The sequence below is a fragment of the Mesorhizobium sp. M0048 genome (assembly GCF_040323405.1).
Lineage (GTDB): Bacteria > Pseudomonadota > Alphaproteobacteria > Rhizobiales > Rhizobiaceae > Mesorhizobium.
Window position 1 is genome coordinate 1 of record NZ_JAMYUV010000010.1, and the last position, 22568, is coordinate 22568.

Consider the following 22568-nt stretch of genomic DNA (forward strand, 5'->3'; position numbering starts at 1 on the left):
CCAGAAAATCCAGACCATCGACCTCAATGCAAGCCAACGATAGGATGGCAAACTGTTCGCGATGTCCTCGCACAGCTGTTCGCGATGTCCCCGGTCCAAACACACCCGAGGGTAGCGTCCGTTCCGGACCACGCCGGTCTCCACTCTTGCGAGCTTTGCCCGGCGCGCCATCGAAGGTTTTTGCCGTCCTTCATGGCAGCATCGGTCCGCCGTCGGCGTTCGCACGCTTTCCGCGGCCCCGTAGGTCTCGGCTTCCATCCCTCCAACAGGCAAGCCTGTTCTCGTTCAGGGCCGTACGGGCCTCAGGAAATCCGCCGTTCCGCTGTGCCTTTCGGCGTGGCGATCGGTAGCCGCCTGAGATGGGTTTAATGTATGTCGGATAAGTGTTTGGCGGAACTGCCGCGTGCCTGTGGATAGCGGGATTATCGGGGACTGACCCTGCCAAAACAGGGACTTTCCGATCTCTGCCGCCGCCGGCCGGGATTTGCCGCCTCGAGGCCAAAACCGCATTGTCGGACATTCGATCTTGCCCCGCGGGCCGGCGGGGGCTTCAATGCCGGCAAATGATTGGAAGGCGTGTTCGATGGCCTTGGGGAGGCGGGCTTGAAGGTCGCGGTGGTTCTCAATCCGATCGCCGGCGGCGGCAGGCTCAAGCGGCATTGGCCCGAGGTTGCGGCGTCGCTGAAAAGACATTTCGGCGATTTCGAGCTGCGTGAAACGCAGGCCGAGGGCGATGCCGAACGGCTGGCGCTCGACCTTGCCGCCATCGGCTTCGAGTTGGTGATCGCGGCCGGCGGCGACGGCACCGCCAGCGAGGTCGCCGACGGGCTGCTGAAAGCTTTCCGAGAAAGCGGCCGGACGGCCGAGCTTGGGCTGCTGCCGTGCGGCGCCGGCATCGACTTCGCGCGCGGGCTCGGCCTGTCGAACAATGTCGACCTGACACTGAAGCGGATTGCCGAGGCCAAAGGGCGCAAGGTCGATGCCGGGTGCATCAGCTATGTCGACGACCACGGCGCGCTGGCCAGCCGCCATTTCATCAACATCGCCAGCCTCGGGCTCTCCGGCGTCACCGACCGTGCCGTCAACGCCGACAAGCGCAAGGGCAAGGTTTCGGCCAAGGCGTTGTTCTATTGGCGCACGGTCTGGGAGTTCCTCCGCTACCGCTTCCAGGACGTTGCGATCACCATCGACGACGGTGCCCCGGTCGAGGCGCGCATGGCACTGGTGGCGGTGGCCAACGGCAAATTCTTCGGCGGCGGCATGATGATCGCGCCCGATGCCGAGCTTAACGACGGCGAGTTTGACATCGTCATTCTGCGCGCCGCCGGCAAGCTGAAGCTGATCTGGGACATCCGCCTGCTCTATGGCGGGCGGCACCGCAACCATCCGGCGATCACCATCCTGCGCGGCAAGAAAGTGGTTGTCGAGCCGCTCGGCGATGTGCAAAAGAACGCCGCGCTGATCGACATAGACGGCGAATCGCCGGGTCGCATACCGGCGACCTTCGAGATCCTACCCGGCGCCTTGACGCTGAGATATTGAATCAAGGCATTGAGGGGTTGATTCAAGTTCTTTCGGCGGTGATTCCAGCGATCCGGCCAATGTGCTGAAATCGCGTGACAATTGCCTGATGTCAGGCCTCGAGCTTGGCCGGGAAACCAGGCGCGCGAAGATCGGTTCCGATCGCATCTTCCAGAAGCCTGACGATCATGGTCGACCAATTCCTTGAAACAGTGATTTTGGCAGGTGGCGGCCCATCGGCAGCGAACGTCGGTCGTTCCTGTCGGTGGTAAATCGCAAACCCTGGAGATTGGCCGAATCCCCCCCAACTTCGTCATCCCAGGGCGAAGCAGGAGCGAAGCTCCGTCGCGGAGACCCTGGGATCCATGCCGTAACCTTGATCAAAGAGTGCAGCGGAGCAGAATTTTGCACCGCAGCAGCGCTCTGAAGTCGCGGCATGGATCCCGGGGTCTGCGCCGCGTCGCTTCGCTCCTTGCTCCGCCCCAGGATGACGAAGCGATGGGCGTTTGCGCTAATCACCAAGGCATGCGGTTCCGTCAACGCAAGCGACCCGTCAAATCCTCTGTGCCGAGGAACCAGGCGCCGGGCCGCGGTCGTAGACGGTGACGGCAAAGCCGTTGCGGATCAGGCTGGCGCTCACGGCATCAGCGGTGTCTGCATCATCTGCAAATGCAGGTCCTTGCCGGTCCAGGGATGCGCTTCGCAAACGGCTTCATCGAGTTCGACGCCGAGGCCGGGCTCCTTCGACGGGATGACATTGCCGTCCTGCCATTCGATCTTCTTCTTGAGCAGCTTCTCGTGAAATCCGCCCCACTGCTTCAGCGATTCCAGAATGAGGAAGTTGGGCAGCGTCACCGCGAGCTGGATGTTGGCGGCGCCGACGATCGGCCCGCAATAGCAGTGCGGCGCGATCTGGATGTGATAGGCTTCGGCCATGGCGGCGATCTTCTTGGTTTCGAGAATGCCGCCGGAGCGGCCAAGGTCCGGCTGCAGAATGGTCGCCGCGCGGTTCTCGATCACACGCGCGAATTCGAACTTGGTCGTCAGCCGCTCGCCGGTGGCTATCGGGATCGAGGTCGCACGGGCGACCTGCGCCATCACCTCGGGCATGTCGGGCGGCACCGGCTCCTCGAACCACAGCGGGTCATAAGGCTCGATGGCGCGGGCCATGCGCAGCGCCCCCGAAGCTGTGAACTGGCCGTGCGTGCCGAACAGGATATCGGCGCGGGTGCCGACCGCCTCGCGGATCGCCTTGACCATCCGGGCGGAGAGGTCGATGTCGACGAGGCGCGGCTGGTGGCCGTCGAAGGCGGTGTAGGGGCCGGCCGGGTCGAGCTTGACCGCGTTAAAACCCTGCTCGACATATTCGAGCGCGCAGGCGGCGGCCAGATCGGGGTCGTTGTAGACGTTCTTGCCGCGGGCGTCCTCGGAGTGGACGCTGCCGCTGTGCGGGTAGAGGTAGGTATAGGAACGCAGCGTTTCGTGCACCTGGCCACCAAGCAGCTTGTAGACCGGCTTGCCGGCCTCCTTGCCGATGATGTCCCAGCAGGCGATTTCGAGCGCCGAGAAACAGCCCATGCCCGACACGTCGGGGCGCTGGGTGAAGCCTGACGAATAGGCGCGGCGGAAGAAGTTTTCGACGTCGTGCGGATCGCGGCCGACGAGATAGCGCTCTGCCATGTCCTCGACCATTTTTGCGGTGACATGGGCCGAGAAGGTAGCGTTGTAAGCTTCGCCATAGCCGACGATGCCGCCATCGGTGGTGAGCTTGACGAAGATGAAATACTTGCCGCCGATGCCGGGCGGCGGATTGCCGACCACCCAGGTCTTGACGTCGGTGATTTTCATTTCTGATCCTCCAGAACCAGTTCGGCGCCCTTCCATCCGGTCATGATCGCGGCGGCGTTGGTGTTGCCGGTTATGTTGTCGGGAAAGATCGAGGCATCGATGACGCGCAACGCCTGGATGCCGTGTACCTTGAGGCGCGGATCGACGACGGCGTGCGCCGCGTCCGGCCCCATGCGGCAGGTCGAGACCGGGTGATAGACGGTGCCCGAGCGCTTCCTGAAATCCTGAATGAGATCCGCGTCGGAGGTGATCGAGGGACCGGGCAAAACCTCTTCCTCGATGATCTCGGCCATCGCCGGCATCGAGGCGATCTTCCTGACGAATTTCACCGCCGCCAGCATTTCAGCGACGTCCGCCTCGGTCGAAAAGGCATTGGCGACGATTTTGGGATAATCGCGCGGATTGGCGGAGCGGATCATGATTTCGCCGCGGCTCGATGGACGGCAATTGGACAGCCCGATGGAAAAGCCCGGCCATGGATCGGGCGTAAGGATCGGGCGTTCGCCGCTCTTCGGAATGACGGTCGAAAACGCCTGGAAATAGAGCTGCATGTTGGGCCGTGCCGCGGCCGGATCGGTGCGAAAGAAGCCGCCGGCATTGTTCATCGACAGCGACAGCGGGCCCGACCGCAAAAACACGTATTGCATGCCGACCAGCAGCTTGCCCCACCACGGGCGCAGGATCTGGTTGAGCGTCGGCAGCCTGCCCTTGAACGTGTAGTTGATGCCGACATGGTCCTGCAGGTTTGCCCCGACATTCTCGTTGGCGTGAACGACGGGAATGCCGAGCGCGCCAAGAAGCGCCGACGGGCCGATGCCTGAAAGCTGTAGCAATTGGGGCGAATTGACCGAGCCGCCCGACAGGATGATCTCGCGGCCGGCGCGGGCGGTTTTCGTCGCGCCATTCTGGAGATACTCGACACCGACGGCACGCTTGCTTTCGAACAGGATCTTTGTCGCCAGCGCGTTGATCTCGACGCGGACATTTTTGCGCTTCATCGCCGGGCGCAGGAAGGCGCGCGCCGCCGACATGCGGCGGCCGTTCCTGGTGGTGATCTGGTAGACGCCGACGCCTTCCTGCGAGGCGCCGTTGAAATCCGGGTTGAGCGGCAGGCCGGCCTGGTTGGCGGCGGCGAGATAGCGCTTGGTGAGCGGATGGACGGAGGTCGAGCAGTCGGTGACATGCAGCGGCCCGCCGACGCCGCGCCATTGGTCGGCGCCCGCCTGGTTATCCTCCAGTGCCTTGAACGCAGGCAGCAGGTCATCGAAGCCCCAGCCGGGATTGCCGGCATCCCGCCAGGCATCGAAATCCTCGCGCGCGCCCCTGATCCAGACCATGGCGTTGATCGAACTCGAGCCGCCGAGCAGCTTGCCGCGCGGCCAGTGGTCGACATTGCCGGCGAGGCCGGGGTCCGGCTCGGCCTTGTAGTTCCAGTTGACCGCCGGGTCGAAGAAGGTCTTGCCGTATCCGAGCGGCATCTGCACGTAGAAGCGGCGGTCGCTGCCGCCGGCTTCCAGCACCAGCACCGAGAAGCGGCCGGAAGCCGACAGTCTCTCGGCCAGGACCGAGCCGGCCGAACCGGAGCCGACGATGATGAAATCATAGGTCTGCATGGTGGATTGGGCGGCTCCGGAATTCGGCCTCTAACCTAGACTCGCGCGCGGCGCGGCGTCGCCGGGTCTTCCGGCATCTGATGTGAAAAAAGCGACTGGCGCGATGCTCGGAGTTTTCATCCAGCGGTGATTAGCCGTCCAGTCTTCGTTTGGTCAATTCGACTTGATAGACGCTTCGCGGATGTCGATTGCGTCGCCATATGTTGAGAGATGTAACCAGCGCCAAATACCCGAATATTGCAAGCAGGCCCCACAAAATTCCAAGCACATTGATCGAGACAAAAATAACCACAAATCCAACTGCAGCCACGGTGTAATATAAGACCGAGGCCCAGACATACTTATCCATTTGAGAGCTACTCATCTATCAGTCCTGGTTAGACGATTCGGTTCATCCGTTGTCGAGAATCTGCGGCCGATCGGCGATCTGACACTCAGGACGCTGGCCATGCCTTCGCTGTGCTTTGTCGACAAGCCGTCCAACCATTACAGGCGATGATCGGCAATCTACCTGAAATCATAGCGCACGATCGGGCGGGCCGGCGTCCTGCGAGCGACGACCCTGAACCCGGCGCGCGCGAAGGTGGAGGCATATCCGCTGCCGGAAGCACTCGGCGATACGTCCGCGTCGAAAGGATAGGCTTCGAGCGCAGGAGCATTTGCGCGCCTCGCGAGTTCCAGTGCCTCTGCTATCAGCTGGAATGTTACGCCCCGCCTGCGGTATCGTTTTCGCACGTACAGGCAGGACAAGGACCAGACCGGCGCATCATCCACACGCTTGAGCTGCCACAGCCGATCGAGCCAGGGCAGGGCATCTCGCGGCGTCACCCGGCACCAGCCGACAGCCGTATCGCCGTCGAAGGCGAGGATGCCTGGAGGCGGACCATGCTGGACGGCTTGCCGGAACGCTGCCTTGTTTTCCTCGCCGGGTCTCTTTCGGTAAGAACGACCGATCCGCCCATACATACACCAACAGCGACTGCAGACGGCGCTGTCACCGAACAGGTCCTCGAGCGCCGGCCACAGATCGGGCGTTAATGGGCGAAAGCCAAGTTCCATGTCAGCCGTCATCCGCTATTGATATTGCCCAGTCTAGCCTGCACTGCGCGCTAGCGCATCATAGGTTGCGGTCCATGCGGGGATGTTCAAACCGGGGTTTCACTCAGCGTCCCTGTCGTGCTCCATCTCAGCGCAGAAAACCAAGCACGGCCTCCATGAACTCGGTGGGGTACTCGACATTCGACAAGTGGACCGCGGGCAGGACAACCAGTTTCGCGCCGGGCACCGTCGCCGCGATCAACTCGCTATGGCTGGCGGCTGTCACAGTGTCGTGCCGGCCGGCGATCACCAACGTTGGCCTGGAAATCAGCGCTGCGGTTCGGCGAAGGTCCGCATCGCGAACCGCCGCGAACAGACCAGCCAAGCCTTGCCGGTCGATAGCCAGCAGCATGGCGCGAAATTCCTCGATGACGGGCTCGTTGGCCGCCAGCATACGCGCAGGGAACCAGTTGCCCAGGAACATCTCGGCGGTTTCCGCCATGTCCGGCGCCTGCAGCACGGCGGCAATCCGCTCGTCAAACTGCTTTGCCGGTCCGAGGTAGGACGAGGTGTTGCTCAGGATCAAGCGTTCGATCCGCTCGGGCGCGTGGATGCCGAGCCGCTGCCCGACGAAGCCGCCCAACGACAGACCGAGGAAGTGTACGCGTTCAATGGCCAAGGCATCGAGCAGCTCGATCACGTCGCGGCCAAGCCGGTCGAGCGAATAAGCACCGGCCGGAACGCTTGACCCTCCGTGGCCGCGAAAATCATAACGCAGAACACGGAAATGCTTCGACAGCTCGTTGACCTGCATGTCCCACATCCGCAGTGTGGTGGCGATGGAATTCGACAGCATCAGCACGGGGTTCCCGGCGTCGCCGTCGATGCGGTAGGCGATGCGTGTGCCATCGCCGACGGTCACGAAATCCAGCTCATTCATGGTGAATACACCTTCCTTCTTGGAGCGTTGAATGTGGCAAAGCCTAGTTGCGGCGCGCTTTTGATGATATTACAAAGATAGGACTATCTCTGTAATAGAAGCTGACATGGCCGAATTCACCCTGCACGACCTGCAATGCTTCGATGCCGTGGTCCGCTGCGGCGGCTTTCAGCCTGCGGCGGCCATGCTGCATCGCTCGCACCCGGCGGTGTTCGCAGCCGTTGCAAAGCTGGAGCGGCAACTCGACCTCGTTCTCTTGGATCGCAGCGGCTATCGCGTGCGCCCCACCGAGGCAGGGCTGTCGTTCCATCGCAGGGCACAATCGCTGCTGCGCGAGCTCGAGGGCTTGCGGCTTCATGCTGCTCAGCTGTCAATGGGCGAAGAAAGCGAGATCCATGTGGTGATCGGCGACCTGTGCCCGCGCCCGCAGGCACTGGGCATGCTCGGACGGTTCTTCGCCCAGTGTCCGGGCACACGCCTGCACCTGCATTTCGAGGCGGTGGGCGGCCCGTGGGAGCGCCTCTTCGATGACGAAGCCGATTTGATCCTGCACTGGATCGACAAGAGCGATCCGCGGGTGGAATGGATCGATCTGTGCAAGGTGCCATTCGTTCCCGTAGTGGCGTCGGGCTTTCTACCGGAGCGCATCAAGCACCCCATCACGCCGGATCAGATGCACGCGTTCACCCAATGTGTCATGCGCGACACGGCCCGCCATTCACCGCAACAAGACTACTTCATGATCGAGGGTGCGCCTCAATGCATGGTGGCCGACCAGGGGATGAAGAAGGAAATCATCCTGCAGGGCCTCGCGTGGGGCCACATGCCCCGCTTCCTGATCGAGGATGAGCTGCGCGACGGACGCCTGCAATCCGTTGCCGGCCGTCATCTGCCAGGCCGCACCGAGGAGTTGGTGGTGGCGCGCCGCCGCGACCGGCCGCACGGGCCGATCTCGAACCGGCTGTGGGATCATATCGAGCAAGAGGCGCCGACGTTGCGCCGAGCGCTCGAACCCCGGCAACCTGTCCAGTAGGCGGCCAAGCCGGGGCTCAGCGAGGCCGTTCGGAGGGCCAAACCAGCGGCCTTACCCACTTAAGTTCACTGCTGCATAATCTGCAGCAGTGAACTGCATCCCATCGCTATTCCCGCAGTTTGTGAGGCGCATTATTGATGTCGCAAGGAGTTGGCCATGAACCGCGCCGACCCCGCCCGAAGGTTTTCCACTTTCCGTGGGTAGTCCAACGGTCGGCATCCGCCCTGCCAGCGACGACGTAGCCTGGGACTAGCTTCATCTGCAATTCGAAGGACAAGACCATGAATATCGACCGTCGAACCTTCGGCCTCGGCACCTTTAGTGCCGGCGCCCTGCTGCTTTCCCCGATCAGCCTCTTTGCGGGCAACGCTGCGCCTATCGCCGCGTCTCCGGCTTCGCTTGCGACCGCCCACAGGTTCATGCTCGGCGACCTCGAGATCACTGCACTGAGCGACGGCTACCTCAATCTCGGCCTCGAACTCTTCCCTTCCGCAGATCCGGCTGCCGCCGAAGCGCTGCTGGCAAAGGCATTCTTGCCAAAACCACTCCCGACCTCGGTCAATGCTTACCTTGTCACCAAAGGCGACAGACGGGTGCTGATCGATACCGGCACGGCATCGGCGATGGGGCCCATACTGGGACATATACCTGAGGCGCTCGCCGCCGCCGGCATCAGGCCGGAAGAAATCGACACGGTAATCATCACCCACCTCCATCCCGACCATGCCAACGGCCTTGTCGGTATTGGAGGCAAGGCCGCCTTCCCGGCAGCGGAGGTCGTGGTTGCCGCGCCGGAATTCGCTTTCTGGCACGATGACGGGATCCGGTCCAAGGCGCCCGACCAGATGAAACCGTACTTCGAAATAGCGCGCAAATCGCTGGTGCCTTACCATGGCAAGGTCCGGAAGATCGAAGGCGAAGTCGAGATCGCGCCCGGGATCAGGGCGTTGCCTGCGCCTGGACACACGCCGGGGCATCTCGCGCTTCGAATTGGCTCTGGTGACGCCAACCTGCTGCTCTTCACTGACGTAATCCACGCCTCCGCGCTGCAATTTGCGCATCCGGAATGGGCAATCGCCTTCGACGTGGACCAGGAGGCCGCAATCGCCACACGCAAGAAGGTGCTCGACATGGTGTCGGCGGATGGCCTGCTCGTCGCAGGCATGCACCTGCCCTTTCCAGGCATCGGTCATGTTATTCGCGAGGGCAACGCCTACGCCTACGTCCCAACGCCCTGGCCCGCTTTGTGAAGCACGCCTATTGGTAAGCTTTCTTACCTCGGCCATGGAATGCAATCCTGCTGGTGCGCTCGTCTAGCTCCGCACAGCATCTGTTCAACACCGTCGACCGATAGCCGAACCTCAGGCCGCGACCTGTTCAGTGGCGCGTTGACCAGTCCGTGCCATGACGATACGGGATCGGGACAATCGGCTTCGAGAGGATTGGCCAAATGGTGCATTACGCGGACGGGCGGCCGATCAGCGATCTGACGCTCAGGACGCTGGCCATGCCTTCCGACGCCAATGCGGCAGGCGACATTTTTGGCGGCTGGGTGATGGCACAGATGGATCTCGCCTGCGGCATCCGCGCCGCCGAGCGCGCCAAGGGCCGCGTGGTGACGGCGGCGGTGAAGGAAATGTCCTTCGCCAAGCCGATGAAGATCGGCGACACGCTGTGCATCTATACGCATGTCGAACGCGTCGGCCGCACCTCGATGACGCTCAAGGTCGAGGCCTGGGCGCAGCGCTATCTCTCCGACCTGATGGAGAAGGTCACCCATGCCGACTTCGTCATGGTGGCGCTGGACGGCGAAGGCAAGCCGAAGGCGGTTCCGGCCGAAGGCTGACCCGGCCTGATTCCAGAAGACGGATTTAAATAGCCGTCTCTCCCGCGCGGGGGATGCGGACAGCAATCCCGCGTGGTCTTTGGCTAACGGGTTCCCGCATGCGCGCCTGCAGCGCGACCGATGGGATCTTGGGAGGAAAGACAATGCGTCAACACATGCTGAACGCTGCCCTGGCGGGTGCCTTTGCAGCCTTGCTCTGCCTGTCGTCCGCAAGCGCTTTTGCCGAGGTCAAAAAAGGCGATCCAGGCGCCACCTGCACGTCGGAAAACCGCACCATCAACGGGCAGGCGGCCAAGTGCGAGATCTGCTCGGCGACGAAATGCGACACCAGCGGCACGACGGTGAGCAATTGCCGCAAGGAGACGACCACGACCTGCACGATTGGCGGCAAGGTGGTCAGTCCCAACCCGAAATGGAACCGGATCGAGAAGCTGCCGAAGAGCAAGATGCAATTACAGCAGTAGGGCTCGTCCGGAGCATCCGCGACAGGTTCAAACCCTTACAGCGCAAGGGTTCAGCTGTGCATGGCGTCGAATTTTTCTCGCGCGGCCTTGACGCGCTCGGTGTTCTTGCGTGCCCATTCGCCGAGCGCATCGACCGGCACCAGCAGCTCGTAGCCAAGGTCAGTCAATTCGTAGTCGACCCGCGGCGGGATGGTCGGGAACACGGTGCGGGTGACGAAGCCGTCGCGCTCGAGCCCGCGCAAGGTGGTGGTCAGCATCTTTTGCGAAATGCCGCCGACCGCGCTGCGCAGCTCGTTGAAACGCAGCGGCCCGTTGCCGAGTTTGCCAACGACGAGCACAGTCCATTTGTCACCGACGCGCTGCAGGATTTCCGAGACGGCGCGGCAGTCCTCGGTGCGGTACGGGTGCCTTGGTAACAAAAAAGTGCCTCCTTGCACATTGAGCGGCCGGTTACTCATATAGCTCAGGTATCTAAACGATACCAGTATTGCTGTAAGGAGAGCCCCCCTATGTCAAAACCCAAAATCGCCATCGTCATTGGTTCGACCCGCGCCGCGCGCTTTGCCGACGTGCCGGCCCAATGGATTGCCAGGATCGCCAAGTCGCATGCCGATATCGACGTCGAAGTCGTCGACCTGCGCGATTTCCCGCTGCCGTTCTTCGATGAGGTCGCATCCTCCGCCTGGGCGCCGTCGCAGAACGAAGTGGCGCAGCGCTGGCAAAAGAAGGTCGCCGGATTGGACGGTTTCATCTTCACCGCCGCCGAATACAATCATGGCCCGACGGCCGTGCTGAAGAACGCCATCGACTACGCCGCCAACGAGTGGAACAAGAAGCCGGCCGGCTTCGTCGGGTATGGCAGCGTCGGTGGCGCGCGCGCCGTCGAGCAGCTGAGGCTGCATGCGGTCGAGTTGCAGATGGCGCCGGTGAAGTCCGCCGTACACATCTCCTGGGTTGATTTCCTTGCGGTCAAGCAAGGTGACAAGAAGCTCGACGAGTTCGAGCACCTCAACCAGGCGGCAACCGCGCTGGTCAACGACATTGCATGGTGGGCCAGGGTGCTGAACACGGCGCGTCAGGCCGATGCCGTCGCCGAGGAAGTCAAGGCGGCCTGAGCAGGTTCGAACAGTCCTCCCAAGGATTAATTCTCCCAAGCATTGGGGCGGCGCATGCGCCGCCCTTTTTGTTCACACCGCATGGGCGTCCCGCGCTTGCCGTGGCCTGATGATGCAATCGGCAAGACGGTCCATCTCATTCAGCTCGTCGGCGTGATGCTGGCCCCACTGGCAAAGTGCCAGCAGGATCGGCTCGAGGCTGAGGCCGAGCCGCGTCGCCGAATACTCGACGCGCGAGGGGATCTCGGCAAAGATCTCGCGGCGGACGAGGCCGTGCTCTTCCATTTCGCGAAGCTGCTGGATCAGCACTTTCTGGGTAATGCCGGGCATCAGCGCCTGCAGCGCCGACAGCCGCCGGGGCCTGTCGAAGAGATGGTACAGGATGACGGCCTTCCAGCGGCCCGAAATCACTTTCAGCGCGCGCTCCGCCGGCAGCATCGGCAGCCTCTTGATCAGCTTGGCCATGGTCACCTCCCGGTCAGCAGCGGACAAATCGGTGTGTAGTCGAAGCCAGGCAGATAGTGGCAAACAGTGGCCGATGCCAATAACGATCGGTGCCTGGGATGAGAGCTATTCAACTGAACCGTTTCGGCGAGGCCGACGTTCTCGAGATAGTCTCGGTGCCGAAGCCTGAGCCGCAAGCCGGCGAGGTCCTGGTCCGCGTTCATGCGGCCGGGGTGAATTTCTTCGAAGTGCTGATGCGCGCGGATCGCTATGCGGTAACGCCGCAACTGCCGATGATCCTTGGTGTCGAAGCCGCCGGGATCGTGGAGGCGCTTGGGCATAGGGTGGAGGCTTCCTTGCTCGGCATGCGCGTCGCTGCGCCGTTGTTCGCCTCGAGCCAGCCGTTTGGCGGCTGTGCCGAGTATGTGACGATCGACGCAAGCCTGGCCGTGCCGCTGCCGGATGCGCTCTCGTTCGAAGACGCGACGGCATTGATGGTGCAAGGGCTGACGGCGCTGCATCTATCGCGGCAAAGCCGGCCGGCCGGCAAATCGGTGCTGGTCGCCGCTGCCGCGGGTGGCGTCGGTTCGTTGCTCGTCCAGCTTTCCAAGCGCGCCGGCGCGAGCCGTGTCATCGCGGCAGCCGGCAGCAAGGCCAAGCTCGACCTTGCTTTGTCGCTGGGAGCCGATGCCGCCGTCGACTACAGCAACACGGATTGGCCGGAGCACGTCCGGGCAGCGACAGGTGGCGCTGGCGTCGACACCATCTACGACATCGTCGGCGGCCCGCTTACGGCGGCCGCGCTCGAGGCCCTTGCGCCTTGCGGAGAGCTGGTGTTTGCCGCCCTTGGCAGATACGCGCTCGGCGCCCCGGAGATGGAGGCGATGATCGGCCGCAACCAGTCGCTGAGGGGTTTTGCCCTGCTTCCGTTGCTGTCTACGGACGGGCTCCGTGACGGCCTTTTGGAACTTTTCGATCTGGCCGCTGGTGGTCAGCTTGTGGTGACCAAAGGTGGCCGCTTCCCACTCGACCAGGCCAGCCACGCACACCGCCTGCTGGAGGAGCGCGGCGCAACCGGCAAGGTCGTCTTGATACCTTAGCAGGTGGTCGGCAAGGAGCCGAGGATCCGGGCTTGTGCCGTACAGGCCGTCAGCGAACCCGGTAGAACGGATTAGGCAGCAGGAACAGCTTCTCGGCATGCCCCCCGAACAGGTCGGATGGCTGGTCACCGACATTGGCAATTATCGTGTAGCCGGCCTTTTCGATTTCGGCCCTTATGGGTGCCTTGAAATCTGCTGCGGAGCCGTATTTGGCCCCAGGCTGGACCATGTAAAGGTGCTCATAGCCGGCATAGCCGGCCGACTGCAGGTTCTGTTCGGTTGCCTGACGTTGGTCCTCCGGACGTCCGGTGATGAAGAACACCGCGACTTTCGCCGTTCGCGCCTGCCGGAAAACCTCCAGCACAGGGTCGATAGCCGGATCCTTCGCAAGCTGATCCCAGGCGGCCCAGCCACAGGGGCCGTCGATTGCGATGTCGCAGGCGCCGCCGATCGGGCGGCCGAAATTGTCACGTGTGATCACTTCCCAGTTGGCCAACGCCGTCTCGTCGATGTCGAGCACCAGTGCGGGGCGAGGCACCTCCATTGCGCGCTTGACGACCCAGTCGCCTGCCTGCTTCGCCACAGCGGCAAGGTCGCGATCATAGTCGCCGGAATCATGATAATTGGCAGCCGCCAGCATCGCATCGCCGACATTGGCTGGCTGGGACGGGCTTGTGAGAAGGAGCGAGTCGGAACGCGCCGGCCCAGGAACATTTGTGCCGATCATCAGCACGATTGCCCCGACACGCGCAATTCTATTCCAACCAATCGCCCGCATCACGAGACTTTGCAGTCACGAGAAGTCGGCTGTCAAGCGAGGTCTTCCACAGGTCCTCGAGACTGCGACGCTGAATTGGACATTCCAGATGCCGAATGTCTCTATGGGTTGCTGCACGCTACACGATTTCCGCCGTCGCGGTCTTTGCCCCCGACAGGTGACGCACCGCCGGAACCGCCGGTCGAAATGCGTCACCCGAAAAATCATGCCGTTACGCGCTTTGCCGTGCCTACGCCGCCTGAACGATCTCGACCAGTTCAACGTCGAACACCAGATCCCGTCCCGCCAAAGGATGATTGCCGTCGAGCTTGACGCTGGTGTCGTCCACGCCGACGACTGTTACCGGCATCGGGCGCCCCTCTGCGGTTCTGACCTGCAATCGAGTGCCGATATCGACGTTGATGTTGTCTGGCACGCGGGCGCGGTCGACGGTCATCACCGCTTCGGGGCGGTGGGGGCCATAGGCGGCGTCGGCGGGAATGGTGACGGTGCTTTTCGCGCCCACCTCCATACCCTCGACATGGGTTTCGAGACCGGCGATCACTTGTCCTTCACCCAACGTGAATTGCAGCGGTTCGTTGCCGGAAGAATCGAACTGAGTGCCGTCAGCCAGGCGGCCATTGTAATTGATGCGCACGGTGTCGCCATTCTTGGCCTGTGTCATGATAGCCATCCTTTGAAAGTTTCGAGGGGCCGGCCAGAGCTCACAGTCCCGTCCTCGATCATCCACGCACTCGGGTGCGCGGCGCGAAACGCTAAAACTAGGGACCTGGCTGCCGATGTAAACCCCGATTGGGCTACGCCGGCATGATCCGCCAGCGTTCGTCGCCTTCGGCAGGAGTGCGCCGGACTAGCGGGTCATGCCGACTCAACCCATTCAGGCGGCGTGCAAATGGCGGCTAGATCAGGTTATGGCCGCCATCGATGCGGATTGTCTCGCCGGTCGTGAACTCGCTTTCCATGAGGTAGACATAGGCGGCGGCGACGTCCGCAGCGGTCGGAATTTTTCTCGACGGCAACCGGGCAGCCATGTCGGCAAAGAAGCTGGATTTGGCTTCTCCAACAATGTCCCACATCGGTGTGTCGACCCATCCGGGAGACACGACATTGACGCGCGTCGGGGCCAGTTCGAGCGCCAGGGCGCGGGCGAAGTAGCTGAATGAGCCGGCAATCGCTGAGACGACCGAGCCTCCCGGCACTGGCGGCTTGTCCTTGTTGATGCCCGAGGTGAAGGTCATGGAGCCACCGGCCTTCAGGGTGCGCACAGCGTGCTTGGAGAGCATGACGGCCCCAATCAGCTTGTTGTCGACGAAGCCTCGCACAGCCTCCATGTCGGTACTGCCGATCGGATCGCCGGGCGGCAGTGTTCCGGCGGTCGATACCAGGTGGTCGAAGGGACCGATCTCCTCGAACAGGCGAGCGACGTCCGCTTCGTCGGTCATATCGGCAACCAAGCTGGTCACGTGCCCCGTATTGAGCGTCCGTTCGGCCGCCTGCAGTTTCGCGGGCGACCGGCTGACGATCACGACCTTCGCTCCGCAATTGAGAGCAGCTTCCGCGACGCCGAGACCGATGCCGGAGCTGCCGCCGATGACGATGACTTTCCTGTCCACGAGCGATGTCATGGGAGGTCTCCATTCGTTTGCGATTTCGGTGAGGGTCAAGCTTTGCCGTCGTAGGCGGCTTCGAGGTCGGCGATGATGATCTTGCGCATCCCGTACATCGCCTGCCGGACGCGGTTGGCCTTTTCGCGGTCCGGGTCGGCGCTGAGCCGCGGCAGGATTTCCGGGATGACCTGCCAGTAGACGCCGAACTTGTCGGTGAGCCAGCCGCAGGGTTGTTCCCTGCCGCCGCCGGCGGTGAGCGCCTCATAGTAGTAGTCTGTCTCGGCCTGGTCCCTGGTCTCGATGTAGAGTGAGAGCCGCTCGTTGAAAGGCGGCTGCGGCCCGGCATTGAGCGCTGTAAGGTGCAGACCCTCGAGCTCGAAATCGAAGGTGGCATGCGGGACCGTCTTGTTGGTTCCGGACACCCAGTCGGTGTATTCGAGCGTCTGGAGCGCTTTGCTGTTCTTGAAGACCGAGAGGTAGAAATCGCGGGCCTCCTTGGCGTCGGTGTTGAACCAGAGGAATGGGTGGATGGTGGCCATGTCCGTTCTCCGTTAATTCCTTGCGGCAGCGATTTTTGGCGAAGAGCCTGTCCGCTGTTGCTTTCATTCAGGCTTAGCGGTAGTCCGACGGCCGATAGACCGAGCCGTCCCAGTCGCGGGCAAACCCGAGGTCTTCGAGCCGGCGGGTCGAGAAGCGTGCAATCTGCCGCTCGGTCCGGCGCCGGCTGCTCGAGGCGAGGATGCGGCCGGCCATGCCGGTCAGGACGTCGACGATGGGTTCAACTCGTTTGGCGTTCATGGTGCTCTCCCAGAGTGGCGGCAGTTTTGGTTTCAGCAGTTGCCCCGCGACTTTCGTCAGCGAGAGTATAAGTCACATCAAATCGCCTTTTGCAGCGGCGGTGAATGACTGAATACGCGAGCAAACATGCCGTCTTCCGGCCTGGACGACAAACGACTTATCGGCGACAATGTGTGAGCATCGCTCACATATAGGTATCGATCCATGCCCCGGAAGCTGCCTCCCCTCACCACCTTGCCGAGCTTCGAAGCGGCGGCGCGCCTGTTGAGTTTCTCCAAGGCGGCAGAGGAACTTCATGTCACCCACGGTGCGATCAGCCGGGCGATCAAGAACCTTGAGGATCAGCTCGGTGTGCAGTTGTTCGAGCGCGGTACGCGTTCGGTGAGCCTGACCGCCGTCGGCGAGCCCTATGCGCGGGCGGTGCGCGAGGTGCTCGACCAGTTGGCCGCCGCCACTGCTGCGGCAACGGCCCGCTATTCGAGCTCGACACTGAACGTCAGCACCTCCGATGGCTTCGCGGGGAGATGGCTGGTGCCACGCCTCTACCGCTTTCACCGTGCGCATGGCGACATCGATGTACGGGTTTCGACGAGCGGGAAGCTGACCAACTTCCTCGGCGACGGCATCGATGTCGCCGTCCGTTATGGCAGCGGAAACTATCCGGGGCTCACGTCGGAGTTCCTCACCGGCGAGGAGGTGTTTCCAGTGTGCAGCCCAAAGCTTCTTGAGGGTGCGCATCCGCTGCGCACGCCTCAGGACCTCAGACACCACACGCTGATCCGTGACAGCTTTCCGATCGACTGGGCGACCTGGCTGGCGAGCGCCGGGGTCGAGGGCGTGGACCCGCAGAGCGGGATTACCTTCGACTCTGCCACCTTTGCCATGGAGTCGGCTGCACAAGGCGAGGGGGTGGTGCTGGGTCGGACCATGCTCGTTGCGGCCGACCTCGCCGCCGGGCGGCTTGTCCGCCCCTTCGGCCACGCCCTGAAATCCCCTTCCAGCTTCTATCTCGTCTACCCGCCGGAGGCGATCCGTCAGCGCAAGGTCAAGGCTTTCAGGGATTGGCTGCTTTCAGAAGTCACGCCGCAAATGGACTGACAGGAAGGCCGAGAGAACAGGATCGTCTACGGGTCAATCGCCCGGTGACTGTCGGCTCGCCCGAACTGCGGTGATGATCCAGGCGCGCGAGTCGAAAAGCACACCGTCCGCGGTCAAGTGCGCGTCGAGCAGATCGCGCAACCGCCGTAGCGCCGCGTCGACATCCACATCCGCGCGGGCGAGCGGATCCTTGACCAGTTGCAGGCCAAGCAAAGCGTCATAGGCCGCATCGACGTCCTGGCCGTAGAAGACCGGCTCACGCACTTCGGCAAAGTCGACCGAAACAAAACCGGATGCACGCAAGATCTCCGCGGTGATGGCGGGGTCGCCAAGCGAAAACGGGGTGGCGGCGCCCGCCGATATGGCGGTCCCCGGCGCAATTGCCCCCTGAATGGCAGTTGCCCACTCATTACGGTCCTGGCATTGCCATACCATCCACACAAGACGTGCCCCTGGTCGCATCGCCCGGCCGATATTGGCGAACGCCGCCGCCGGATCGGCAAAGAACATCACGCCAAATCGACTGATGCACAGATCGAAGCCGGCAGGCGGAAATACCAGCAATTGCGCATCGCCGCGCTCAAAGGCGACGTTTCGCAATCCTTCTTCGGCGCTACGGCTCCGGGCGATCTCGAGCATCTGCGCCGATACATCCACGCCGAGCACGCTCCCTTCCACCGCGACACGGGCGGCATCACGAGAGGATTGTCCCGAACCGCATCCGATATCGAGCACGCAATCGCGCGTTCCCGCCTTGACCGCAGCCCTGAATACCTCGTTGTGCCGCCGCAGTTCGGCGTCGTAAAACTCAGCGCAGTTCAACACCATCGCACGCCTGTCTGGAGGTGGGCCGGCAGCATTTCCGGCCGCTCTGCCCTGATCTTTTCGCGTCGGGCTAACCCCGAACTGTCAGCCGCGCCGCGCCGCCTCGATCGCTGCAACGTCGATCTTTTTCATCTCCATCATCGCTTCGAATGCGCGCTTTGCTTCATCGCCGCCGGCGGCCATCGCTTCGGTCAGCACGCGCGGCGTGATTTGCCAGGAGATGCCCCATTTGTCCTTGCACCAGCCGCAGGCACTTTCCTGGCCGCCATTGCCGACGATGGCGTTCCAATAGCGGTCGGTCTCCTGCTGATCGTCGGTGGCGATCTGGAAGGAGAAGGCTTCGTTGTGCTTAAACGCGGGCCCGCCATTGAGGCCGAGACAGGGGATGCCGGCGACCGTGAACTCGACCGTCAGCACGTCGCCTGCCTTGCCGGACGGGTAGTCGCTGGGAGCGCGGTGGACGGATTTCACCGAACTGTCGGGAAAAATCTCGGAATAGAAGCGGGCCGCAGCCTCGGCGTCCTTGTCGTACCAAAGGCAGATCGTGTTCTTGGCGATTGTCATTGCTGGTCCCTTTGCTTTCGAAATCAATCGGGGCTTTTGAAATCAACCCGGGTTTTTCACAGCTGGCCTCGGCGTTGCACCGGACATGGAAATGCGCTCGTGCCATCGACGTTCCGGCAGCAGCAGCTGCCCGGAATCAAGGTACCACGGCTGGTGCTTTCAGGACCAGATGCGGGCAGTGACTCGAACCGGCGATGGTCCGCCTGGTCCGACCGGCGGCCTCACTCTTTGCGTAGGGCAGCGCCGCTTTGCTCAAGGTCGCGCTGGCTTTCCGTTGGCGCGCCGTTGCCTCAGAAGGCGCATGAGCAAGTTCCGTCTGTCCTTGCGCGGGACGAGTTCGATATCGCTGACAAGTTTTGCGCCGCCCTTGTGCCGCTCCAATGTGATCTTGCGGCTGTGGAAGGCCTCCAGCTCGGCGCGGTGCGCTACGCTTATGATGGTGACCTTCGGCAATTCGCGAATAATCATCTCCATCATCTTGTCCTGGCTCTTCTCATCGAGTGCCGACGTTGCCTCGTCCAGCACGATGATATCGGGGCGGTGCAGCAGAAGACGCGCAAAGGCGAGGCGCTGCTTTTCGCCACCCGACAAGGTCTGGTCCCATGGCGCGTCCTCCTCGATCCGGTCGTTGAGGTAGTCGAGCCCCACCTTGTCGAGGGCAGCCTTGATCTTATCCAGCGTCCAGTTGTCGGCGGCGCCTGGATAGGCGACAGCGCGGCGAAGCGTCCCGGTCGGGATGTAGGGCCGTTGCGGCAACATGAACAACCGTCTGTCGGCGCGGATGTTGACGCTGCCGCCACCCCATGGCCACAGACCCGCGACGGCCCGCACCAGCGTACTCTTGCCCGAGCCGGATTCGCCGGCGACGAGCACCCGCTCGCCTGGTTCGATCACGACCTCGGTTTCCTTGACCACGGCGGTGCCGTCGTCGAGCGACACGGAGAGATTGTTCAGGCTGAGCATCGCATCGCCGCCGGTCTCGCCGCGCTTTATGCGTCCCAGCGTGTTGCTCTGTTCCGCCCGCTCGAGCCCGTCGAGCGACATCATCAGCGAGGCGATGCGCCGTGCACAGGCGTTCCAATCGGCGAGACGGGGATAGTTGTCGACCAGCCATCCGAACGCGCCCTGCACGATGGCAAAGGCCGAGGCAGCCTGCATGACCTGTCCAAGTGTCATGCTGCCTTCGAGGAACTTTGGAGCGCAAAGCAAGACCGGCACGACAGGCGCAAACAGGCTCGACCCCTGAGACACCAGTGCCGTGCGCATGTGCTGGCCTGCAAGGAGCGCCCATTGCCTGAGCACATGGGCAAATGTCTTGTCCATGCCGCTGCGCTCCTCCTCCTCGCCGCCGAGCAATGCGATGCTCTCGCCGTTTTCCCGCACGCGCGTCAGCGTGTAGCGGAACTCGGCTTCCGCCTGATTTTTTTCCTCGGAGAGGTGGACGAAATGGCGGCCAATGACCGCCATCGAAGTGGACGTGATCGCGGAATAGAGCACTGCGGTGATGACCAGGAAGCCGGGAATGGTGACGGTCGAACCTGCAATCGTCAGGGTCAGGGCGCCGCCGATCGTCCAGAGCACCACGATGAAGGTCGAGGCCGACAGAAATGCGACGATGACACCGGCGATGAAATCGACGGGCGATTCGGTGGCAATCCGCAAATCCTCGGCGATGCGGGCTTCGGGGTTGCTATGATCGCCGCCGACGAGGTTCAGCTGATAGTAGCGGCCGCTTGCCAGCCAGCGCGCGATGACCGCGGTGGTGAGCCAGGACCGCCAGCGGCGCTGTATCCTCATGCGAAAGAAGACTTGTGCCACCACAAGGCTGGCGCTTCCGATCACGAGTGGCAGGAATACGGCGCTCAGCCAATATACGGTGTGGGCATTGCGTTGCTCAATGGCGTCGAAAATTGCGCGATTCCAGACATTGATCCCATACTGGAAGCCGACATTGGCGACGATCAGGACCAACAGCCCGATCGTCAACGGCCAGGCGACCCTGTCGCCACTGCCGCTCCAGTAACCGCTCGCGCTGATCCAGAAGCGCTTAAGCAGGTATCTCTTGCGCGCCCGCTCTGCCTCTTCAGGTGTCAGCTCAGGATCGGGTTCGGTGACATCCGGCGGCGGCGCGGGCTGGCCGACGACCTCTGACGCGACTTCGACAGTCGATTGTTTCTCGCGGCGCGACTTCTCGGCATCGCGCGTTCGGGCGCCGTCAACCGATTTCAGCTTAAATTTAGCCTCGGGCATCCGGCGATAACGGCTTAAAAATCAGAAAGTTTCATAGCGTCCGCTCGAGATCCGAGATGCCAACAACGCCAAGGCTTCGCAGCTGTTCCGGTGCTCGCAGCAGCCTATGGTCGTTCTCGATGACAGGCTTTGATCGTTGCGGGGCAGAATTCGCTCAGGCTCTCAAGATTTGTCCGCATGCTGCATTCGAAGAGGCTGGACGCAAGCGGCGCGAAAAGTGCCATCGGCCCGAGTCAACAGGATCGAGGAGGAGAGATCATCTCGATTGCGATTGCGAGCATTTGCTGCCCAGCCGGACCGCGCCAGCCCCGAATTCCGGAACAAGGGTGCGATTTTGCCGTTGAGCCAGAAACCGGAAGCGACCCGCATGTCCGAATTGCCGAATGAAGAGATCGAAGGGCGGCTGAACGCCCAGCGCGAGACTCTGGCGCTGGTCGTTGCGCTGCTTGCCAGCAAGGATACGGCACCCGAGCGAATATGGGCCGAACTGGAGGCCCGTTTTCAGTTTCAGAACAGTCAGGAGGACCCTGGCGTCCTGCCAAGCCGCGCATTTGCCATCGAAGCTACGAAGATGCGGGAGTTCAAGCTGATCGCCGAAGAGGCGCAGGCGCGCAATGCGGAATGGAACGGCAGGGACAAGCCACAGGGCGCCAGCTGAAACCCCGGAGAGTGGATGCAGGACCGGCCATTTTACGATGACTGAGCAAGCGTCAGCTTTGCTGCAAAAGTGTACGTGCCAACTCTTGCCATTCCTCGTCAAGCGTTAAGGTCGACGGCGCCGCGTTGCTGCGGCGATACCAATATTCCGCATTCGACTGGTCGCCTTCCTTGCGGTGGAGATAGGCATGCACGTGCATGCCCGCCGTATTGTCGCGCTGCTGCGCGCACTCGTGCGCCTTAGTCCAATCGCCCTTTGCATCCCACCACAGCGCCTGCAGGGCAGGACTCAAGCCGGCTGGCGGCTGTGGTTCGGCAATCGAATCCCTGAAGGCTTGCAGATCCATTTTGTTCACCATAGCGACGGTACAGGGCGTCTATAATAACCACGCCGGCGGCCGACCGATAGCGTGCATCGGGCGGGATGACTGACATAGATATCAGGACTGCCGAGAGCGGAGGTCCGATAACCGCACTGCCAGACGCTTGATTCGATGACGTGCATGAAATAGTGCGCACCACAACACCATGACGCCTGAGACAGCGAGGATGAGCCGATGACAGCCCCCGACAAGCCGCGCCAATTCTACCACGGCACCCGGGCCGACCTTAAACCGGGAGACCTGATCGAAGCCGGTTACAGCTCCAATTACGGGGCGCGAAAGCAGGCAGCCTGGGTCTATCTAACCGGCACTCTGGATGCCGCTATCTGGGGTGCAGAACTGGCCGCCGGTGACGGACGCGAAAGGATCTACATCGTGGAACCAACCGGCCCGGTCATGGACGACCCCAATCTTACGGACAAGAAATTTCTCGGCAATCCGACGCAGTCCTATCGCTGCCGCGAGCCGCTCAGGATCACGGGCGAGGTCACCGAGTGGCAGGGCCACTCCCCCGAGCGGCTGAAAGAGATGAAGGACCATCTCGAACGGCTGAAGGCGCAAGGCATCGAGGCGATCGATTGATCGCTAAATAGGCATATGTCCTGCAATTGCCGGGCCTGGCTCTGACCTACGGTCGGTGGCAGTC

At 62.4% G+C, this 22568-nt stretch carries 26 protein-coding genes; 10 read left to right on the plus strand and 16 right to left on the minus strand.

What is annotated here, in order from left to right; all coding sequences use genetic code 11:
- Positions 1–258 (minus strand): hypothetical protein (locus NKJ84_RS12525; RefSeq protein ID WP_352506694.1); only part of this gene is annotated, 258 nt, incomplete at its 3' end.
- Between the two features lie 345 nt (positions 259–603).
- On the opposite strand from NKJ84_RS12525, the gene NKJ84_RS12530 reads away from it, so the two are divergent.
- Positions 604–1542: a diacylglycerol/lipid kinase family protein gene (locus NKJ84_RS12530; RefSeq protein WP_352506695.1), complete on the plus strand. Its 939-nt coding sequence runs from the start codon at positions 604–606 to the stop codon at positions 1540–1542.
- A 615-nt stretch (positions 1543–2157) separates the two neighbouring features.
- On the opposite strand, the gene NKJ84_RS12535 is transcribed toward NKJ84_RS12530, so the two are convergent.
- The 4 genes from NKJ84_RS12535 to NKJ84_RS12550 all read right to left on the minus strand — a co-directional run bounded on the left by NKJ84_RS12535 (position 2158) and on the right by NKJ84_RS12550 (position 6960).
- Entirely contained in the window at positions 2158–3369 is a 1212-nt protein-coding gene (locus NKJ84_RS12535) for a mandelate racemase/muconate lactonizing enzyme family protein (protein ID WP_352506696.1), read from the minus strand.
- The gene (locus NKJ84_RS12540) at positions 3366–4982 is read right to left on the minus strand and encodes a GMC family oxidoreductase (protein ID WP_352506697.1); all 1617 of its coding nucleotides are present in this window, start codon (positions 4980–4982) and stop codon (positions 3366–3368) included. The genes NKJ84_RS12535 and NKJ84_RS12540 overlap by 4 nt, the downstream gene beginning before the upstream one ends.
- 507 nt (positions 4983–5489) lie before the next feature.
- Positions 5490–6041 (minus strand): GNAT family N-acetyltransferase, encoded by a 552-nt coding sequence (locus NKJ84_RS12545; RefSeq protein WP_352506698.1) that lies wholly within the window; start codon positions 6039–6041, stop codon positions 5490–5492.
- 127 nt (positions 6042–6168) lie between these two features.
- A complete protein-coding gene (locus tag NKJ84_RS12550; protein WP_352506699.1) occupies positions 6169–6960 on the minus strand; it encodes an alpha/beta fold hydrolase in 792 nt (263 codons plus the stop codon).
- Positions 6961–7066: 106 nt separating this feature from the next.
- Between NKJ84_RS12550 and NKJ84_RS12555 the strand changes: the two genes are divergently transcribed.
- From NKJ84_RS12555 to NKJ84_RS12570, 4 genes are all read left to right on the plus strand, one after another.
- A complete protein-coding gene (locus NKJ84_RS12555) occupies positions 7067–7993 on the plus strand; it encodes a LysR family transcriptional regulator (protein ID WP_352506700.1) in 927 nt (308 codons plus the stop codon).
- Between the two features lie 281 nt (positions 7994–8274).
- Entirely contained in the window at positions 8275–9243 is a 969-nt protein-coding gene (locus NKJ84_RS12560) for an MBL fold metallo-hydrolase (RefSeq protein WP_352506701.1), read from the plus strand.
- 200 nt (positions 9244–9443) lie between these two features.
- A complete protein-coding gene (locus NKJ84_RS12565; protein WP_352506702.1) occupies positions 9444–9839 on the plus strand; it encodes an acyl-CoA thioesterase in 396 nt (131 codons plus the stop codon).
- A gap of 98 nt (positions 9840–9937) precedes the next feature.
- Positions 9938–10303, plus strand: a complete 366-nt coding sequence (locus NKJ84_RS12570) for a hypothetical protein (protein ID WP_352506703.1) — start codon at positions 9938–9940, stop codon at positions 10301–10303.
- Between the two features lie 50 nt (positions 10304–10353).
- On the opposite strand, the gene NKJ84_RS12575 is transcribed toward NKJ84_RS12570, so the two are convergent.
- A complete protein-coding gene (locus NKJ84_RS12575) occupies positions 10354–10722 on the minus strand; it encodes a winged helix-turn-helix transcriptional regulator (RefSeq protein WP_352506704.1) in 369 nt (122 codons plus the stop codon).
- Positions 10723–10812: 90 nt separating this feature from the next.
- Here NKJ84_RS12575 and NKJ84_RS12580 point away from each other — a divergent pair, with 90 nt between their 5' ends.
- Entirely contained in the window at positions 10813–11418 is a 606-nt protein-coding gene (locus tag NKJ84_RS12580) for an NADPH-dependent FMN reductase (RefSeq protein ID WP_352506705.1), read from the plus strand.
- A gap of 72 nt (positions 11419–11490) precedes the next feature.
- Here the strand turns inward: NKJ84_RS12580 and NKJ84_RS12585 are convergent, their stop codons facing one another.
- Positions 11491–11883, minus strand: coding sequence for a winged helix-turn-helix transcriptional regulator (locus tag NKJ84_RS12585; protein WP_352506706.1), 393 nt, complete (start codon positions 11881–11883; stop codon positions 11491–11493).
- A gap of 98 nt (positions 11884–11981) precedes the next feature.
- On the opposite strand from NKJ84_RS12585, the gene NKJ84_RS12590 reads away from it, so the two are divergent.
- A complete protein-coding gene (locus NKJ84_RS12590) occupies positions 11982–12962 on the plus strand; it encodes a quinone oxidoreductase family protein (RefSeq protein ID WP_352506707.1) in 981 nt (326 codons plus the stop codon).
- 49 nt (positions 12963–13011) lie between these two features.
- Here NKJ84_RS12590 and NKJ84_RS12595 read toward each other — a convergent pair whose 3' ends face one another.
- From NKJ84_RS12595 to NKJ84_RS12615, 5 genes are all read right to left on the minus strand, one after another.
- Positions 13012–13689, minus strand: a complete 678-nt coding sequence (locus tag NKJ84_RS12595; RefSeq protein ID WP_352506708.1) for an HAD family acid phosphatase — start codon at positions 13687–13689, stop codon at positions 13012–13014.
- A gap of 280 nt (positions 13690–13969) precedes the next feature.
- Positions 13970–14404 carry an FKBP-type peptidyl-prolyl cis-trans isomerase gene (locus tag NKJ84_RS12600; protein ID WP_352506709.1) on the minus strand — a complete coding sequence of 145 codons (435 nt, stop codon included), beginning with the start codon at positions 14402–14404 and terminating at the stop codon, positions 13970–13972.
- Positions 14405–14639: 235 nt separating this feature from the next.
- Positions 14640–15404, minus strand: coding sequence for an SDR family oxidoreductase (locus NKJ84_RS12605; RefSeq protein WP_352506710.1), 765 nt, complete (start codon positions 15402–15404; stop codon positions 14640–14642).
- On the minus strand, positions 15401–15886 hold the full coding sequence (locus NKJ84_RS12610) for a VOC family protein (protein ID WP_254819234.1): 486 nt from the start codon (positions 15884–15886) through the stop codon (positions 15401–15403). The genes NKJ84_RS12605 and NKJ84_RS12610 overlap by 4 nt, the downstream gene beginning before the upstream one ends.
- Positions 15887–15959: 73 nt before the next feature.
- A complete protein-coding gene (locus NKJ84_RS12615) occupies positions 15960–16145 on the minus strand; it encodes a DUF1127 domain-containing protein (protein ID WP_352506711.1) in 186 nt (61 codons plus the stop codon).
- Positions 16146–16349: 204 nt separating this feature from the next.
- Between NKJ84_RS12615 and NKJ84_RS12620 the strand changes: the two genes are divergently transcribed.
- Positions 16350–17243, plus strand: coding sequence for a transcriptional regulator GcvA (locus NKJ84_RS12620; RefSeq protein WP_352506712.1), 894 nt, complete (start codon positions 16350–16352; stop codon positions 17241–17243).
- A gap of 33 nt (positions 17244–17276) precedes the next feature.
- Here NKJ84_RS12620 and NKJ84_RS12625 read toward each other — a convergent pair whose 3' ends face one another.
- The 3 genes from NKJ84_RS12625 to NKJ84_RS12635 all read right to left on the minus strand — a co-directional run bounded on the left by NKJ84_RS12625 (position 17277) and on the right by NKJ84_RS12635 (position 20882).
- Positions 17277–18071 (minus strand): class I SAM-dependent methyltransferase, encoded by a 795-nt coding sequence (locus NKJ84_RS12625; protein ID WP_352506713.1) that lies wholly within the window; start codon positions 18069–18071, stop codon positions 17277–17279.
- Positions 18072–18152: 81 nt separating this feature from the next.
- Positions 18153–18626 carry a VOC family protein gene (locus tag NKJ84_RS12630; RefSeq protein ID WP_352450557.1) on the minus strand — a complete coding sequence of 158 codons (474 nt, stop codon included), beginning with the start codon at positions 18624–18626 and terminating at the stop codon, positions 18153–18155.
- A 258-nt stretch (positions 18627–18884) separates the two neighbouring features.
- Positions 18885–20882, minus strand: a complete 1998-nt coding sequence (locus tag NKJ84_RS12635) for an ABC transporter ATP-binding protein/permease (protein ID WP_352506714.1) — start codon at positions 20880–20882, stop codon at positions 18885–18887.
- Positions 20883–21249: 367 nt separating this feature from the next.
- Here NKJ84_RS12635 and NKJ84_RS12640 point away from each other — a divergent pair, with 367 nt between their 5' ends.
- Positions 21250–21540 carry a hypothetical protein gene (locus tag NKJ84_RS12640; RefSeq protein WP_352506715.1) on the plus strand — a complete coding sequence of 97 codons (291 nt, stop codon included), beginning with the start codon at positions 21250–21252 and terminating at the stop codon, positions 21538–21540.
- Positions 21541–21592: 52 nt separating this feature from the next.
- Here the strand turns inward: NKJ84_RS12640 and NKJ84_RS12645 are convergent, their stop codons facing one another.
- Positions 21593–21886 carry a hypothetical protein gene (locus NKJ84_RS12645; protein WP_352506716.1) on the minus strand — a complete coding sequence of 98 codons (294 nt, stop codon included), beginning with the start codon at positions 21884–21886 and terminating at the stop codon, positions 21593–21595.
- 210 nt (positions 21887–22096) lie between these two features.
- Here NKJ84_RS12645 and arr point away from each other — a divergent pair, with 210 nt between their 5' ends.
- Positions 22097–22504 carry an NAD(+)--rifampin ADP-ribosyltransferase gene (gene arr / locus NKJ84_RS12650; RefSeq protein ID WP_352506717.1) on the plus strand — a complete coding sequence of 136 codons (408 nt, stop codon included), beginning with the start codon at positions 22097–22099 and terminating at the stop codon, positions 22502–22504.
- The last annotated feature ends 64 nt before the right edge of the window (positions 22505–22568 follow it).

Coding starts and splice junctions, on each gene's coding strand:
- NKJ84_RS12615 (WP_352506711.1), bottom strand. CDS start 16,145: ATGAACGCCAAACGAGTTGAACCCATCGTCGACGTCCTGACCGGCATG.
- NKJ84_RS12625 (WP_352506713.1), bottom strand. CDS start 18,071: ATGGTGTTGAACTGCGCTGAGTTTTACGACGCCGAACTGCGGCGGCAC.
- NKJ84_RS12555 (WP_352506700.1), top strand. CDS start 7,067: ATGGCCGAATTCACCCTGCACGACCTGCAATGCTTCGATGCCGTGGTC.
- NKJ84_RS12610 (WP_254819234.1), bottom strand. CDS start 15,886: ATGGCCACCATCCACCCATTCCTCTGGTTCAACACCGACGCCAAGGAG.
- NKJ84_RS12580 (WP_352506705.1), top strand. CDS start 10,813: ATGTCAAAACCCAAAATCGCCATCGTCATTGGTTCGACCCGCGCCGCG.
- NKJ84_RS12635 (WP_352506714.1), bottom strand. CDS start 20,882: ATGCCCGAGGCTAAATTTAAGCTGAAATCGGTTGACGGCGCCCGAACG.
- NKJ84_RS12600 (WP_352506709.1), bottom strand. CDS start 14,404: ATGACACAGGCCAAGAATGGCGACACCGTGCGCATCAATTACAATGGC.
- NKJ84_RS12570 (WP_352506703.1), top strand. CDS start 9,938: ATGCGCGCCTGCAGCGCGACCGATGGGATCTTGGGAGGAAAGACAATG.
- NKJ84_RS12640 (WP_352506715.1), top strand. CDS start 21,250: ATGTCCGAATTGCCGAATGAAGAGATCGAAGGGCGGCTGAACGCCCAG.
- NKJ84_RS12545 (WP_352506698.1), bottom strand. CDS start 6,041: ATGGAACTTGGCTTTCGCCCATTAACGCCCGATCTGTGGCCGGCGCTC.
- NKJ84_RS12595 (WP_352506708.1), bottom strand. CDS start 13,689: ATGATCGGCACAAATGTTCCTGGGCCGGCGCGTTCCGACTCGCTCCTT.
- NKJ84_RS12560 (WP_352506701.1), top strand. CDS start 8,275: ATGAATATCGACCGTCGAACCTTCGGCCTCGGCACCTTTAGTGCCGGC.
- NKJ84_RS12585 (WP_352506706.1), bottom strand. CDS start 11,883: ATGGCCAAGCTGATCAAGAGGCTGCCGATGCTGCCGGCGGAGCGCGCG.
- arr (WP_352506717.1), top strand. CDS start 22,097: ATGACAGCCCCCGACAAGCCGCGCCAATTCTACCACGGCACCCGGGCC.
- NKJ84_RS12590 (WP_352506707.1), top strand. CDS start 11,982: ATGAGAGCTATTCAACTGAACCGTTTCGGCGAGGCCGACGTTCTCGAG.
- NKJ84_RS12535 (WP_352506696.1), bottom strand. CDS start 3,369: ATGAAAATCACCGACGTCAAGACCTGGGTGGTCGGCAATCCGCCGCCC.
- NKJ84_RS12645 (WP_352506716.1), bottom strand. CDS start 21,886: ATGGATCTGCAAGCCTTCAGGGATTCGATTGCCGAACCACAGCCGCCA.
- NKJ84_RS12620 (WP_352506712.1), top strand. CDS start 16,350: ATGCCCCGGAAGCTGCCTCCCCTCACCACCTTGCCGAGCTTCGAAGCG.
- NKJ84_RS12565 (WP_352506702.1), top strand. CDS start 9,444: ATGGTGCATTACGCGGACGGGCGGCCGATCAGCGATCTGACGCTCAGG.
- NKJ84_RS12540 (WP_352506697.1), bottom strand. CDS start 4,982: ATGCAGACCTATGATTTCATCATCGTCGGCTCCGGTTCGGCCGGCTCG.
- NKJ84_RS12550 (WP_352506699.1), bottom strand. CDS start 6,960: ATGAATGAGCTGGATTTCGTGACCGTCGGCGATGGCACACGCATCGCC.